The following is a 14582-nucleotide window of genomic DNA, read 5'->3' on the forward strand; positions in this document are numbered from 1 at the left end:
GCGGAGTCGGGAAAAGCAGAATGCACCCGCACGGGTGGGTTAGCGTCGAAACTCGGGGAGAAGGGAGTGGGCCGATGGCGCGCCCGCCGACCGCAGCTGCTCCGGCATTGCTCGAACTGATCGGCGTCGGCAAGCGGTATCGAATCGGCGGCGAATCGATCCGGGCCCTCGACGCCGTCGATCTGACCTTGACCGGCGGCGAGTTCGTCGCCGTCGTCGGTCCGTCCGGCGCCGGCAAGAGCACCCTGCTGCATCTGCTCGGTGCGCTGGACTCGCCCGACACCGGTTCGATCGCCTTTCGCGGCACCGAGATCGGTCGGCTCGACGACGACGCACAGTCGCAGTTTCGGCGCCGCCAGGTGGGCTTCGTCTTCCAGTTCTTCAATCTGTTGCCGACCCTGTCCGCCTGGGAGAACGTCGCGGTTCCCCGACTGCTCGACGGGGTGTCGTTGCGGTCCGCGAAACCGGATGCATTGGCATTGCTGGACTCGGTCGGGCTCGCCGCCCGCGCCGACCACCGGCCGGCGGAGCTGTCCGGCGGCCAGATGCAGCGGGTCGCGATCGCCCGAGCGTTGGTCATGGACCCGCCGCTGCTCCTGGCCGACGAACCGACCGGCAACCTCGACTCCCGCACCGGCGCGGCCATCCTCGACCTGCTCGCCGATATCGCGCACGAGGCCGGGGCCCGACGCGGCGTGGTGATGGTCACCCACGACGAACGTGCCACCGAGCGCACCGATCGGACGATCACCCTCGTCGACGGCCGGATCGGCGCGGATCTGCGATCGGAACGGAGTTCCGGATGAGTTGGCGTGCCGGATTCGACCGAGTCCGGCTGTGCAACCTGCGCGAACTGCGCGCCCATCGCGGCCGCACCGCAACGTCGTTGCTCGTCGTGGCCGTCGCCGCGGCGCTGATGGTGGCGGTGTTGGCGATCACCGGCTCGGTGACCGGGAGCGCCGAACGGCTGACCGAGTCGATCGCCGGCGATGCCGCATTGGAGGTTTCCGGCATCACCGACTCCGGCTTCGCCGCGGAATTGCGGGCCGGCGTCGCCGCGACCCCCGGGGTCGGCAGCGCCGCGGCTATGGTGCGCACCGGCGTCGGGCCCGAACACACGCTCGTGCTCGGCGCCGACGCGAGCATGGCGGCGGTGCGGAGCGATCTGCAATCGGTACTCGGTGACGGCCTCGGCACACTGCTGTCCACCCCCGATGCCGTGATCGCCGGACCGGGCACCGGCAAACAGGTCGGCGACCGCTGGAAGCTCGGCGCGGCGACGGTCACCGTCACCGCGGTCGCCGCCGACGCCGGCCGACGCATCGCCGCCGGGCGCTTCGTCGTGACCACCCTTCCGGTGGCCCAGCAGATCTCGAATCGCCCGGATCGACTGGATGCGATCCTGGTGACCTTGGCCCCCGGAGCCGACCGCGCGGCGGTGCAGTCGGCGCTGACCGACACGGTGGCCGGGCGAGCGGTAGTCGCCGAACCGGCGTACCGCACCGCGCAAGCCGGCGGCGCGATCACCCTGCTCCGGACCACCACGCTGCTGTCCGCCTCCACGGCGTTGATCGTGGCGGGGTTCCTCGTCTATATCGCGATGAGCATGGCGATCAGCCAGCGCCGGCCACAACTGTCGATGCTGCGCGCGATCGGCGGCACCCGGCGGCGACTCACCCGAGACCTGCTCGGCGAGGCGGCGATCGGCGGCGCGCTCGCGGGAGCTCTCGGCGCCGTCGCCGGCGTCGCGATCGCCCGCTCGACGATCGGAGCGTTACCGCCGGCGATCATCGCCAGTCTGGAAGCGCGTACCGAGTTCGTCCTGCCCTGGTACGCGGTGCCGATCGGGGTGCTCACCGCGATCGTCGCGGCGGTCGCGGCGGCCGCGATCGCCGCGCGCCAGATCGCCACCGTCGCACCGGTCGAAGCACTGTCGGTCAGCGGCGGCGCACCGGATCGGCTGCCCGGCCGGGCGATCCGGATCGGCATCGGATCGGTCGGCGCCGTCGGCGCAGCCGCATCGGTGGCGCTCGCGCGGGCCGACATCGGTCGGGCCGCACTGCTCGTCGTGCCGCTGATCTTCGTTGCCGCCCTGGCGATCTGCTTCGCGGCGATGCCGCTGATCGTCCGCGGTGCGGCACTGATCGCGCGGATCTTCGGCGCGCCCGGGGTGTTCGGCGCGACCTCGATCGAGCGCGCCCCGCGCCGGGTGTGGGCGATTGCGATGACGGTACTGACCTCGGTCGTCGCCGTCCTCGCGGTCACCGGCCCCCAGGACGACATGATCGACGCCGCCGAAGCGTCCTTCGACGATGCCGCCGACCTGGATCTTTATGTCGGCAGCACGCCGCCCGGGGTCTTCCCCGCCGGCCCGATTCTCCCGCTGGACCTGGAGCGGCAGCTGGCGCGGCTGCCCGGCGTGGCGTCCACGGTCGGCACTCAGCTGGCCTACGCCACCGTCGACGGAACCCGGGTGTTGCTGGCGGCCGGCGCACCTGGAGTGCCGAACGACATGTACGAAGCAGCCGACCCCGAGATTCGCCGCCGGGTCGATCGTGGCGACGGCATCTTGATTTCGCGGGATATATCGCACGCGCGCGGGCTCGCCGCCGGCGACCGGGTTCGGCTACCCACGCCGACCGGAACGAGATCGGTCGAGGTGCTTGCCGTGGTGCCGTACTTCTCGGTCGTCAGCGGAGCGATCGTGCTCGGCATCGACGAGCTCCGAGCCTGGTACCGACAACCCGGATCGACGGTGATCGGGCTCCATCTGGACCCCGGGGTAGACCCGACGGAGGCTGCGGCAGCGGTGCGCGCGACCGCGCCACCGGACAGCTACGTCTACACCGGACGGGAATCTGCCGAGGCCGCCACCGGCGCCTTGCATCAAGGAGTGGCGCTGTCGCGGGCGATCACCTGGATCGTGGTCGGCGTCGCCGCGCTCGCGCTGCTCAACACGCTGCTGCTGTCGGTGCTGGACCGGCGCCGAGAACTCGGCCTGTTGCGGGCGATGGGCGCGAGTCGTCGGTTCGTGCTGTCCGCGGTGCTCGCCGAAGCGGCCGGGGTGGGGTTGGCCGGGGGCGCGCTCGGCGTCGGGGTGGGGCTGGCCGCGCAGTCGCTGAGCGCGCCGGCGCTGAGCAACGTCGTCACCATCGACGTGCTTTACCATTTTCGCCCACTCGTGCTGCTCACCGCCGTGGCCGCCCTCGGCCTCACCCTGCTCGGCGCCATCCCACCCGCGGTGCGCGCGGCCCGCCTGAACATCGTCGAGGCGGTGGCAGCCGATTGACCGCGGGCCCGGCCCGCGCTATCGGGTGGCTGCCTCGTACGCAGCGGCCACCCGGTAGAGCCGATCGTCGGCCAACGCCGGCGCCATGATCTGCAGCCCCACCGGGAGCCCGTCGTCGGCGGACAGCGGTGCGGGCACCGAGATCGCACAGGTACCGGCCAGATTCGTCGGCAGGGTGCACAGGTCGGTCAGGTACATCGCCAGCGGGTCGTCGAGCTTCTCCCCCAACTTCCATGGGGTCACCGGGCTGGTCGGCGAGATCAACACGTCGGCCCGCTCGTACGCAGCGGCGAAATCGCGGGCGATCAGCGTACGTACCTTGAGCGCCTGACCGTAGTACGCGTCGTAGTAGCCCGCGGACAGCGCGTAAGTGCCGATCATGATCCGACGCTTCACCTCGGCGCCGAAACCGGCGTCCCGAGTCACCGCCATCACCTGGTCGGCGCTCCGGGTCCCGTCGTCACCGGCGCGTAGGCCGTACCGCATCCCGTCGAACCGGGCCAGGTTCGACGAGACCTCGCTCGGCAGGATCAAGTAGTACGCCGCCAGGCCGTAGGTGAAGTGCGGACAGGACACCTCCACCACCTCGGCCCCCAGCTCGGTGAGCGTCTGCACCGCGCGGTCGAACGAGCCGATCACGCCGGGCTGGTAGCTGTCCGAGTGCAGCTCCCGAACCACCCCGATCCGCACCCCACGCAGATCGCCGGCCGCACCCTGACGGGCCGCCGCGACCACCGGCGGCACCGGCGCATCCACCGAGGTCGAGTCACGGGGATCGTGGCCCGCGATCACCTCGTGCAGCAACGCCGTGTCCAGCACGGTGCGGCCGCACGGACCGCCCTGGTCCAGCGACGACGCGCACGCGACCAGACCGTAGCGGGAGACCGTGCCGTAGGTCGGCTTGGTGCCGACCGTGCCGGTCACCGCGGCCGGCTGCCGGATCGACCCACCGGTATCGGTGCCGATCGCCAACGGCGCCTGGAACGAGGCCAACGCGGCGGCCGAACCGCCGCCGGAGCCGCCCGGGATACGCGTGGTGTCGAGCGGGTTACGGGTGGGCCCGAATGCGGAGTTCTCGGTCGAGCTGCCCATCGCGAACTCGTCCATGTTGGTCTTACCGAGCACCGGGATGCCGGCAGCGCGCAACCTCGCGGTCACGGTCGCGTCGTACGGCGCCACCCACCCGTCGAGAATCGCCGATCCGCAGGTGGTCGGCATGTCGGTGGTGGTGAAGACGTCCTTGAGCGCCAGCGGCACCCCGGCGAGCGCGGACGCCGGTGGCGCCCCCGCCGCGCGCGCATCGTCCACCGCCTGCGCTGCGGCCAGCGCCTGTTCCGCACCGACGTGCAGGAAGGCGTGGATCTCGGCGTCCACCGCGGCGATCCGGTCCAGGTGGGCGCGAGTGACCTCCACCGAGGAAACCTCGCCGGAATGAATTTTGCCGGCCAGCTCGGCCGCGGTCAGTTCGGTCAATGCGGTCGGCGAGCTCATTCGCTTTCTCCGAGAATCTGCGGCACCTGGAATCGCTGCTCGGCCACGGCGGGTGCCGCGGCGAGCGCCTGCTCCGGGGTGAGGCCGGCAGTGCCGACATCGGCCCGGGTCACGTTCGTGATCGGGTGCGGACTGGTGGTCGCCGGCACGTCGTCCGCGGCCACCTCGGTCACCATCGCGACGTGGCCGAGGATCGCGTCGAGTTGGCCGGCAAGCTGGTCGAGCTCGGTTTCGGTGAGTGCGAGCCGGGAGAGCCGGGCGAGATGCGATACCTCGTCCCGGGTGATCGCCGCCTGTCGTTCCGTCACCGGGTGCCCCTTTCGATCGTCGCAAGTTAGCCTAGCGAGGTGGTGTTTCGTCGGTGGTCCGCGGCTCCGCAGACGGTGACGGAATCATCACAGCAGCGTTTCCGGCTCGAAAGTCGTCGCCGACAGGAGTAGACATGGCGACGTCGGGGGGCATGGTTGCGGGCTCACGCGGTCCGTGGACGAAAGGGTTGCACGTGTCGTTCCTTCTCCGCGTGCAGCTACCGGACCGGCCGGGCAGCCTGGGGACTCTTGCGGTCGCACTCGGCTCGGTCGGCGCCGACATCCTTTCGCTCGATGTGGTCGAACGTGGCCTGGGTTATGCGGTGGACGACATCGTGGTCGATGTCGACCACGGCGCACTGCCGGACACCCTGCTCTCCGCGGCCGAAGCGATCCCCGGGGTCACCGTCGACTCGATCCGGCCCTATGCCGGAGTGCTGGACACCCACCGCGAACTCGAACTGATCGACCAGGTCGCCACCTCACCCGACGATCGACTGCAAGCGCTGGTGGACGGGGTACCGCGGGTGCTCCGGGTCGGTTGGAGCATCGTCGCCGCCACCGGTCCGCACGGCGCTTACCGCGTGGTGGGCAGCCCCAGCGCGCCGGAAACGCACGCCGGCGACGTGCCCTGGATGCCGCTGGAGAAGCCGGTGGTGCTGGACGAGGAGGCCGAGTGGGTGCCCCCGTTGTGGCGCGACATGGACACCAAACTTGCCGCCGCACCGCTCGGCTCCACCGGCAAAGCGCTGCTGCTCGGCCGGCCGGGCGGGCCGGAGTTCCGGCCGTCGGAGGTAGCCCGGCTCGGCTACCTCGCCGGCATCATCGCGTCGGTGCTGCACTAGGCCGCGCACACCGGCATCACCGGTCCGATTGCGGCGGAACGACGTCCGCGCTGAGCACGGTGATCGGCACGCCGTTGGACAGGATCAGATCGCGGTCCGGTCGATGCACGAAACCCAACCTGTCGTAGATCCGGCGGGCCGCCACCATCGTCGCGGTGGTGCCCAACACCACGCGGGCGTATCCGTCGTGCCGAGCCAGGTCCAACACGTGCCGCACCAGCGCAGTTCCGACACCGGTGGCGCGCGCCCGGCGGTCGACGGCCAGCATCCGGAACTCCAGCTCGTCCGGCGTGGCCAACGGCGCGAACGGGGTACCGGGCCGGGCGATGGTCAGCGAACCGACGACCACGCCGTCGCACTCGGCGACCACGACCTCCGCCGCGGCGGCCCGGGCCGCCGTGTCCGCCAGGACCGCAGCGTAGGCGGAGCTGGATTCGACGTAGCCCTCACCGATGTAGACCGCAGTGGTCAACCGGTCGATTCCGGGAAAGTCGGTCGGCTCGGCCGGCCGCACCACGGCCGGCCGGGCATCGGTCACGAGTCCGCGATCTGCGGATCGGCGGGTTCCGCCGCCGGCTCGTCCACCGCCGGCGGTCGGACCGCGTCCGGGCCGTCGACCAGCAGCCGGGTGAACCCGTCTTCATCGAGGATCGGCACGCCCAGCTGCTCCGCCTTCTCTGCCTTGGTCCCGGGCGAATCCCCGACCACGACGAACGCCGTCTTCTTCGACACCGAACCGGCCGCCTTGCCGCCGCGGACCAGGATCGCCTCCTTCGCCTCGTCCCGGGAGTAGGCCTGCAGCGACCCGGTCACCACGATCGACATGCCTTCCAGCGTGCGGGCGATCGAGGCGTCCCGCTCGTCGGCCAGCCGCACCCCGGCCGCACGCCACCGATCCACGATCGCCCGGTGCCAGTCGACGGCGAACCATTCCCGCACCGCGACCGCGATCGTCGGCCCGACGCTCTCGGCGGCGGCCAGCTCCTCCTCCGACGCCGCGACGATCCGGTCCAGGCTCGCGAACTCCGTGGCGAGCGCCCGCGCCGCGGTCGGGCCGACGTGCCGGATCGACAGCGCGACCAGCACCCGCCACAACGGCCGATCCTTGGCCGCCGCAAGATTGTCGAGCAGTTTGCGGCCGTTCGCCGAGAGGGCACCGGCCTTCGTCCGGTACAGGTTCGTCCGCAGCAGGTCGTCCGCGGTCAGGCCGAACAGCTCACCCTCGTCGGTGAGCACCCCGGAGCCGAGCAGGTCGACCGCGGCCTCGTACCCGAGCGCCTCGATGTCGAACGCGGACCGGCTCGCGATGTGAAAGATCCGCTCGCGCAGTTGCGCCGGACAGGTCCGCCCGTTCGGACAGCGGATGTCGGCGTCCCCCTCCTTCTCGAACGCCAACGCGGTACCGCACTCGGGGCAGTGGGTCGGCATGACGAACGCGCGCTCGTCGCCGGTGCGCGCATCGACCACCGGCGCCAGCACCTCCGGGATCACGTCGCCCGCCTTGCGGATGGTGACCAGGTCGCCGATCAGCACGCCTTTGCGCTGGACCTCGGACGCGTTGTGCAGGGTCGCCCGCGCGACCGTGGAGCCGGCTACCACGACCGGCTCCATGAACGCGAACGGGGTCACCCGCCCGGTCCGGCCGACATTGACCTTGATGTCCAGCAGCCGGGTGGTGACCTCCTCCGGCGGGTACTTGTAGGCGATCGCCCAGCGCGGCGCACGTGCGGTAGACCCGAGCCGGCGCTGCACCGCCACCTCGTCGATCTTGATCACCTGACCGTCCAGTTCGTGCTCGATGTCGTGCCGGTGCTCGCCCCAGTACCGGACCCGCTCGATCACCGCGTCCGCCCCCTGCACCAGCCGGGTGTGCGGGGACACCGGCAGACCCCAGGCGGCCAGCGCCGCGTACGCCTCGAACTGGGACGTCGCGGCGAACCCGACGATCCGGCCGAAACCGTGGCAGTACATGTGCAGGTTGCGCCGGGCGGTCACCGCCGGGTCCTTCTGCCGCAACGAGCCGGCCGCGGTGTTGCGCGGGTTGGCATAGGGCGGCTTGCCGTCGGCGACGATCGCGGCGTTGAGCGCCTCGAAGTCGGCGAGCCGGAAGTAGACCTCGCCGCGCACCTCGAGCAGCTCCGGGATCGGGAACGCGTCGGTCGGCGTGAGCCGGGCCGGGATGTCGTCGATGGTCCGGGCGTTCAGCGTGACGTCCTCGCCGGTCCGACCGTCGCCGCGGGTGGCCCCACGGACCAGGACACCGTGCTCGTAGACCAGGTTCAGCGCGACCCCGTCGATTTTGACCTCGCACAGATAGTGCAGGTCGGTCCCGAGCTCCGCCTCGACCCGGGCGATCCACGCCCGCAGCTCATCCTCGTCGAACACGTTGTCCAGACTGAGCATTCGCTCCAGATGGTCGACCGCGGTGAACTCGGTGGCGAACCCACCGCCGACCAGCTGGGTCGGCGAATCCGGCGTGCGCAGGTCCGGATGCGCCTCCTCCAGCGCCGTCAGCTCGCCCAGCAGCGCGTCGAACTCGCCGTCGGCGATGATCGGTGCGTCGCGGACGTAGTAGCGGAACTGGTGTTCGCGCACCTCGTCGGCGAGTTGCTGCCAGCGTTCCCGATCCGACGGCTCGGCCGCTGTGGCACCGGAGCCGCGGGGCAGGTCGGGATCGGTCATGGTCGGCAGCGTATCGGAGCGCACCGACACCCGATCCTGGTCGCTTCCGTCGGCGCTCGCTTGCCACACTGGCAGCATGCAGACTCCGCTCGACGTGGCCACCGCCGGCGCGATCCAGACCTGGACCCTGAACCAGCCCGAGATCGGGAACGCGATCACCGGGATCGAGGTGATCGAGGCGCTGGAACGGGCCGTCGACGCCGCCGACGCGGACCCGGGCGTACGAGCGGTGATCCTGACCGGCGCCGGCACGACCTTCTGCGCCGGCGGCAACGTCCGCGAGATGGCCGACCGGACCGGCATGTTCGGCCTTTCCCCGGTCGAGCAGCGGCACGCCTACACCGCCGGCATCCAGCGGATCCCGCGGGCGATGGCCCGCCTGGAAGTGCCGATCATCGCGGCGGTCAACGGCGCGGCGGTCGGCGCCGGCTGCGACCTGGCGATGATGTGCGATCTGCGGATCGCCTCCGAGCGGGCGTTCTTCGCCGAGAGCTTCGTCCGGCTCGGCCTGATTCCCGGCGACGGCGGCAGCTGGTTCCTGCAGCGGATCATCGGTCCGGAACGCGCCGCCGAGATGACCTTCACCGGCGACCGGGTCGACGCGGCGACCGCGCTCGAGTGGGGCCTGGTCGGCCGGGTAACCGCACCCGACGAGCTGCTCCCCCGAGCCCACGCGCTGGCCGAGCGGATCGCCGAGAACCCCGGGCACGCGCTGCGGATGGCCAAGCGGCTGCTCACCGAGTCACGCAGCGGCACCCTGGATTCGACACTCGCGCTGGCTGCGGCGATGCAGCCGTTGGCGCACGGCGACGACGAGCACCGGGCCCGGATCGCCCGCTGGGCAAGCCCCGAACAGCGGACTTGCAGATGAACCCACCGGTTGGCACACTCCCGCCCGTGCATCGCAGACAGCTGCTCGGTCTGCTCGCCGCCGGGACCGTCACCGCGATCACCGGCTGCACCCGCGAGCCGGACCCGCACCCGGCTGCGGCGCCCGACCCGGGCGCACCGACGACGACCTCGGCGCCGCTGCTGCCGCCGCCCCCGCCGCGCGATCGGCGCGCTCCGGCACCGGACGGCGTCCTCACCAAGCTGCCGACTCCGGGCCCGCTGCTCGCCCTCACCGTCGACGACGGTGCCGATCCCGACGTGGTCGGCGCCTACATCCGATTCGCCGAAGACACCGGTGCCCGATTCACCTTCTTCGTGACCGCCCGCTACCCCGGCTGGATCCGGCACCGGGACCGGCTGCGCCCACTGGTCGACTCGGGCCAGATCCAGCTGGGGAACCACACCTGGAGTCATCCCGATCTGACCAGCCTGTCCCAGCACGCGATTGCCGACGAACTGCGGCGGACCCACGACTTCCTGCACAACACCTACGGGGTGGACGCGACGCCGTACTACCGTCCGCCGTTCGGCTACCACAACCCGACGGTGGATGCGGTCGCGGCGGATCTCGGCTACACCCATCCGACCCTGTGGTACGGCTCGCTCTCGGACTCCGGTCTGATCACCGAGGACTACCTGCTGCAGTGCGCGCACCGGTACTTCACGGCGCAGGCGATCGTGATCGGGCACGCGAACTTTCCCCCGGTCACCCGGGTGTATCCGCAACTGGTCGAGATCATCCGGGAACGCGGGTTGTCCATGGTCACCCTGGACGACGCCATCCGGCCCGATCCCGGGACGGCGTCGTCCGGGGTGACCTCCGGCACCGGAATTCGAGCGCGCTGACCCGCAGCGACGTCCGCCGCGCGGCCGGCTACTGCTGCACCAGGCCCCGACCGGTGATCAACGGCAGGTCCAGCGCGGTCACGATGCCCGGTTCGGCCGCCACCACCGCCGGAATCGCGTTGATCAGCCGCTGTGCGGTCACGATCATGCCGGACACGTTGTGGTCGCCGTTGGCGCCATGGTGGGTGAACTCCAGCCGCATCACCGGCTCGCCGGTGATCTCCACCCGGTAACAGCCGGCACCGTCGCTCGGCGTGGGCCAGTCCGGCTCGGTATCCGCAGCGGTTCGAGTGACGTGCTGGAGCACGACCCGCGGCACCCCGGCGACCGTGCCGATCACCCGGAATCGCACCGCCCCACGGGTACCGGCGGGGATATCCACCGACACCGTCGAGATGTCCCGGGGCGCGGGCCGGTGCTCGACCTCTTCGAGCAACGGTTCGTCCAACGTCACGCCGAGACCGGCGGCGATCGCGCGGACCACCGGGCCCCACGCCAAACTCAACACGTTCGGATACCAGAGCAGGGCGGGCTCGTCGATCGGCTTACCGAAACCGAACAGCTCGCCCATCACCGTCGGCTGGTAATAAGTGGAATAGTCGGCGATCTCGCTGACCGTCACCCGCTCGATCCGCTGCGACAGCGAGGTCAGCGCCAACGGTAGGACGTCGTTGGCGAAACCCGGGTCGATGCCGTTCACGTGCAGGCTGGCCCCGCCGGCGACGGCGGCTGCGGCGATCTGGGTGACCGTGTCGTCGGGCAGGGTGCCGTACGGATATGCCAATATCACCGGGCCGGACGACACCACGTTCACCCCGGCCCGGACGAACCCGGTCAGGTCACCGATCGACTCGAACACCCGATCGTCGGTCATCGCGGCGTGCAGGATGCAGTCGGGGCGCAGCGCGAGCAGCGCGTCGGCGTCGGTCGTCGCCGACACGCCCAGATCTCGATCGAGGCCGGCCAGCACACCGGCGTCCTGGCCGGCCTTGTCCGGTGTGGAGGTCCACACACCCACCAACTCCAGATCCGGATGAGCGTCGATGCCGACGATGGCGTGCCGACCCACCGTTCCGGTCGACCACACCACCACGCGCAACGGAACAGTCGGAGTATCGGTCGTCACTCCGCCAAGTTAGAACACGTTGCAAGCGGCGCGCCGACGAAAGACCGGATTCGGCCGCAACCACGTGACCGACCCCGTCTCCCACCGGCAACTCGCTCGCCGACGACCCGCATCAGCAGACTGCTTCGAAGCAAGCGGTCGCAGCGAGAAGCTTTGTTGCACATACGTAATTAGACGCAACGGGGGATACCCGAGCCGACCGGCCGGCGCCTAGCCTGGTTTCGCAGCGCGGCTACGACACGTTTCAACTCGATTCCTTCGAGTCGAGCAACCGACGAACCATAGGGGGTTTCCTTCGTATGGCCAACCACGCACCTGCACCGAACCACTGGCCCGGTCGGCCCCAGCCGCCGTACGGTGCACCCGCCGCGCCACCGCCGAAACAGCGCAGCACGCTGAGGTTCGCGCTGATCGGCCTCGGCATCGTCGTCGCCGTCATCGCGGTGATGAGTATCACGAACAAGAGCGACTCCGGCGATCGAGCCGACTCACCCAACGGCAAAGCCACGGCGATCGCGGCCGACTCGGCCGCACCGCTCGGCACCGAGGTCCGGGACGGGAAGTTCGGTTTCGTGATCACCGGAGTGGAACCGAACGTGCCGTCGGTCGGTGACAATCCGTACCTGGAGCAGACCGCCCAGGGCAAGTACGTACTCGTGCACGTCGACGTGACCAACACCAGCGACAAACCGCAGAGCTACTTCGGCGACAACCAGAAACTGATCGACACCCAGGGCCGACAGTTCAGCAACGACACCGCCGCCGAACTGGTGATGAACCCGAATATCCGGTTCGAGATCAACCCCGGCAACCGGATGTCGACGACCCTGGCCTTCGACGTCCCACCGGACTCGCAGCCGGAACAGATCGAGTTCCACGACTCGATGTTCTCCGACGGCACCGCCGCCGCACTGAACTGAGCCCGGGCCGAATCACCCGCAGCTCGACCAACCTACCGGCCCGGCGCACCGTGGTCACGAGCGCCGGGCCGGTCGACCGCGGAGTTGTCGCCGGTTGCGCTACAGCGCTTCCGGCTCGTCGGCGAACACGTCGGCGATCTGTCGGGTCAGCTCCAACGCGGCCCGCGCCCAGCTCTGCGACGCACCGGCCAGACCGCAGACCGGTGACACGCCGACCCGCTCGCGCAGCATCGCACGGGTGAAGCCGAGCCGATCGATCAGCGTGACCGCCGGCCGGGCCAGTTCTCGCCAGGTCGGGGCCGCGGCCGGCGCGGTGCCGGGCACCAGGCCCAGCAGCAGATCCTTACCGGACTCGACCAGCTCGCCGACCCCGTCCAGATCGCGTTTCGCCAGCTGCGACACGTCGACCGCAACCGCCGCGGCGCTGCTGCGCCGCAGCAGTTCCCACGGCACGGGCGACCCGCAGCTGTGCACCGCGACCGGGACGTCGACGGCGCCCGACACGGTGTCCAGCAGCGCCAACGCGTCCGGCGCCGGTAGCGGTGGAACCGGCTGCAGCCGCGACACCCCGGGCAAGGTGCCGGCCAACACCGCCGCGATCGACGGCTCGTCCAGCTGCAGCACGACGTCGGCGGCGAACCGACGCCGGACCTCGGCGACATGCCGGGTCAAGCCCTCGGCCAACGACTCGGCGACGTCGCGCCGGGCCCCGGGGTCGGCGACCACCCGGTGCCCGTTCGGCAGCTCGATGCCGGCGGCCAGGGTGAGCGGACCCGCCGCTTGCAGTTTGACCACACCGGCGCGGCTGCCGGACAGTTCCCGCGCCTCCTCGAATGCATCCAGATCCGTGCGCAGCAGATCGTGTGCCCGCCGAGCGACCGCGCTGCGGCGGGAACCCAACCGGTAGCCGCGCGGGTTCGCGTCCACGTCGAGATCGACCAGCAGCGCGCTCGTCCGCCCGATCAGATCAGCCCCGACACCGCGCGCCGGCAGTTCCACCACATGCGGCAACCGGGCCAACTCCCCGACCACCGTGGCCGCCGCCTCCCGCACATCGGTACCGGGCCACGAGCCGATCCCGGTCGCGGCCCCGGCGAACGGGCTGCTCATGCGGTTCCGGCGATGGTGGCGCTGCCGATCACGACGTCGCCGTCCGGATCCGGACGGTAGGCGACCACGGCCTGGCCCCGAGCGACGCCGGTCAGCGGCGTGCGCAGGGAGGCGGTCAAACCGGCTCCGGTCGGCTCGACGATCGCAGCGGCGGTGCCACCGTGCGCCCGCACCTGGACGACACATTCGAGCGGCCCGTCCGGGACTCGGCCGGCCGTCCACACCGCGCGGTCCGCACTGAGCCGCCGAACCTCCAGTCGGGCCGCCGACCCGACCCGCACCGTGCCGGTCGCCGGCTCGATCGCGGTCACGTAACGCGGGCGGCCGTCCGCCGCCGGCGCGCCGATCCCCAATCCTTTGCGTTGCCCGATCGTGAACCCGTGCACACCGTCATGTTCGGCCAGCGTCGCGCCGGTCTCGTCGTCGACGACCGCACCCCGACGCAGTCCGATCCGGGCACCGAGGAACGCCCGGGTGTCGCCGGACGGAATGAAGCAGATGTCGTGGCTGTCCGGCTTGTCGGCGACCGCCAGTCCGCGCCGCTCGGCCTCCCGCCGGATCTGCGGTTTGGCGGTGTCGCCGACCGGGAACATCGCCCGGGCCAGCTGGTCGGCGGTGAGTACCGCCAGCACGTAGGACTGGTCCTTGTCCGGGTCCACCGCGCGGCGCAGCACCCCGTCGACCAGGCGGGCATAGTGCCCGGTGGCAACCGCATCGAAACCGAGCGCGGTCGCGCGGTCGGCCACCGCCGCGAACTTGATTCGCTCGTTGCACCGCAGGCAGGGATTCGGCGTCTCGCCCGCGGCATAGGCCGCGACGAAGTCGTCGATCACGTCCTCGCGAAAGCGTTCGGCGAAATCCCATACGTAGAAAGGTATGCCGAGCACGTCGGCCGCCCGGCGGGCATCGCCCGCGTCTTCTTTGGAGCAACATCCGCGCGAACCCGTCCGCAAGGTCCCCGGCGCTTCGGACAGCGCGAGGTGCACGCCCACCACATCGTGGCCGGCGTCCACCGCACGCGCCGCCGCCACTGCCGAATCCACTCCACCGCTCATCGCCGCCAGTACCCGCATG

Annotated in this window: 13 protein-coding genes; 6 read left to right on the forward strand and 7 right to left on the reverse strand. The window is 70.8% G+C overall.

Annotated elements, in window-relative coordinates:
* The first annotated feature begins 74 nt into the window (after positions 1-74).
* Complete coding sequence (locus KV203_RS12500; protein ID WP_066467415.1) at positions 75-806, forward strand: ABC transporter ATP-binding protein; 732 nt, start codon at positions 75-77, stop codon at positions 804-806.
* Positions 803-3289, forward strand: coding sequence for an FtsX-like permease family protein (locus KV203_RS12505; RefSeq protein ID WP_066467417.1), 2487 nt, complete (start codon positions 803-805; stop codon positions 3287-3289). Before KV203_RS12500 ends, KV203_RS12505 begins: the two co-directional genes overlap by 4 nt.
* Before the next feature lie 18 nt (positions 3290-3307).
* Here the strand turns inward: KV203_RS12505 and gatA are convergent, their stop codons facing one another.
* Positions 3308-4780 carry an Asp-tRNA(Asn)/Glu-tRNA(Gln) amidotransferase subunit GatA gene (gene gatA, locus KV203_RS12510; RefSeq protein ID WP_066467420.1) on the reverse strand — a complete coding sequence of 491 codons (1473 nt, stop codon included), beginning with the start codon at positions 4778-4780 and terminating at the stop codon, positions 3308-3310.
* Entirely contained in the window at positions 4777-5088 is a 312-nt protein-coding gene (gatC, locus tag KV203_RS12515) for an Asp-tRNA(Asn)/Glu-tRNA(Gln) amidotransferase subunit GatC (protein ID WP_066467421.1), read from the reverse strand. The genes gatA and gatC overlap by 4 nt, the downstream gene beginning before the upstream one ends.
* Positions 5089-5282: 194 nt before the next feature.
* On the opposite strand from gatC, the gene KV203_RS12520 reads away from it, so the two are divergent.
* Positions 5283-5933, forward strand: coding sequence for an ACT domain-containing protein (locus tag KV203_RS12520; protein WP_066467422.1), 651 nt, complete (start codon positions 5283-5285; stop codon positions 5931-5933).
* A gap of 16 nt (positions 5934-5949) precedes the next feature.
* Here the strand turns inward: KV203_RS12520 and KV203_RS12525 are convergent, their stop codons facing one another.
* Positions 5950-6471 carry a GNAT family N-acetyltransferase gene (locus KV203_RS12525; RefSeq protein ID WP_066467423.1) on the reverse strand — a complete coding sequence of 174 codons (522 nt, stop codon included), beginning with the start codon at positions 6469-6471 and terminating at the stop codon, positions 5950-5952.
* Positions 6468-8615 (reverse strand): NAD-dependent DNA ligase LigA, encoded by a 2148-nt coding sequence (gene ligA, locus KV203_RS12530; RefSeq protein ID WP_066467748.1) that lies wholly within the window; start codon positions 8613-8615, stop codon positions 6468-6470. Before ligA ends, KV203_RS12525 begins: the two co-directional genes overlap by 4 nt.
* A 76-nt stretch (positions 8616-8691) precedes the next feature.
* On the opposite strand from ligA, the gene KV203_RS12535 reads away from it, so the two are divergent.
* Both KV203_RS12535 and KV203_RS12540 read left to right on the forward strand, forming a co-directional pair.
* On the forward strand, positions 8692-9486 hold the full coding sequence (locus KV203_RS12535) for a crotonase/enoyl-CoA hydratase family protein (RefSeq protein WP_066467425.1): 795 nt from the start codon (positions 8692-8694) through the stop codon (positions 9484-9486).
* 26 nt (positions 9487-9512) lie between these two features.
* Positions 9513-10352, forward strand: coding sequence for a polysaccharide deacetylase family protein (locus KV203_RS12540; RefSeq protein ID WP_246600137.1), 840 nt, complete (start codon positions 9513-9515; stop codon positions 10350-10352).
* 28 nt (positions 10353-10380) lie between these two features.
* Here KV203_RS12540 and KV203_RS12545 read toward each other — a convergent pair whose 3' ends face one another.
* Positions 10381-11478 (reverse strand): NAD(P)H-dependent amine dehydrogenase family protein, encoded by a 1098-nt coding sequence (locus KV203_RS12545; protein WP_066467430.1) that lies wholly within the window; start codon positions 11476-11478, stop codon positions 10381-10383.
* 299 nt (positions 11479-11777) lie between these two features.
* Here KV203_RS12545 and KV203_RS12550 point away from each other — a divergent pair, with 299 nt between their 5' ends.
* Positions 11778-12398 carry a DUF4352 domain-containing protein gene (locus KV203_RS12550; protein WP_246600138.1) on the forward strand — a complete coding sequence of 207 codons (621 nt, stop codon included), beginning with the start codon at positions 11778-11780 and terminating at the stop codon, positions 12396-12398.
* Positions 12399-12497: 99 nt separating this feature from the next.
* On the opposite strand, the gene KV203_RS12555 is transcribed toward KV203_RS12550, so the two are convergent.
* Both KV203_RS12555 and mnmA read right to left on the reverse strand, forming a co-directional pair.
* The gene (locus KV203_RS12555) at positions 12498-13508 is read right to left on the reverse strand and encodes a methionine synthase (RefSeq protein ID WP_066467432.1); all 1011 of its coding nucleotides are present in this window, start codon (positions 13506-13508) and stop codon (positions 12498-12500) included.
* Entirely contained in the window at positions 13505-14581 is a 1077-nt protein-coding gene (gene mnmA, locus KV203_RS12560) for a tRNA 2-thiouridine(34) synthase MnmA (RefSeq protein WP_066467434.1), read from the reverse strand. The genes KV203_RS12555 and mnmA overlap by 4 nt, the downstream gene beginning before the upstream one ends.
* Between the last annotated feature and the right edge of the window lies 1 nt (position 14582).

It is taken from the genome of Skermania piniformis (genome assembly GCF_019285775.1).
In the GTDB taxonomy this organism is placed as follows: Bacteria; Actinomycetota; Actinomycetes; order Mycobacteriales; family Mycobacteriaceae; genus Skermania; species Skermania pinensis.

Coding starts and splice junctions, on each gene's coding strand:
- KV203_RS12500 (WP_066467415.1), top strand. CDS start 75: ATGGCGCGCCCGCCGACCGCAGCTGCTCCGGCATTGCTCGAACTGATC.
- KV203_RS12505 (WP_066467417.1), top strand. CDS start 803: ATGAGTTGGCGTGCCGGATTCGACCGAGTCCGGCTGTGCAACCTGCGC.
- gatA (WP_066467420.1), bottom strand. CDS start 4,780: ATGAGCTCGCCGACCGCATTGACCGAACTGACCGCGGCCGAGCTGGCC.
- ligA (WP_066467748.1), bottom strand. CDS start 8,615: ATGACCGATCCCGACCTGCCCCGCGGCTCCGGTGCCACAGCGGCCGAG.
- KV203_RS12535 (WP_066467425.1), top strand. CDS start 8,692: ATGCAGACTCCGCTCGACGTGGCCACCGCCGGCGCGATCCAGACCTGG.
- KV203_RS12550 (WP_246600138.1), top strand. CDS start 11,778: ATGGCCAACCACGCACCTGCACCGAACCACTGGCCCGGTCGGCCCCAG.
- KV203_RS12555 (WP_066467432.1), bottom strand. CDS start 13,508: ATGAGCAGCCCGTTCGCCGGGGCCGCGACCGGGATCGGCTCGTGGCCC.
- mnmA (WP_066467434.1), bottom strand. CDS start 14,581: ATGCGGGTACTGGCGGCGATGAGCGGTGGAGTGGATTCGGCAGTGGCG.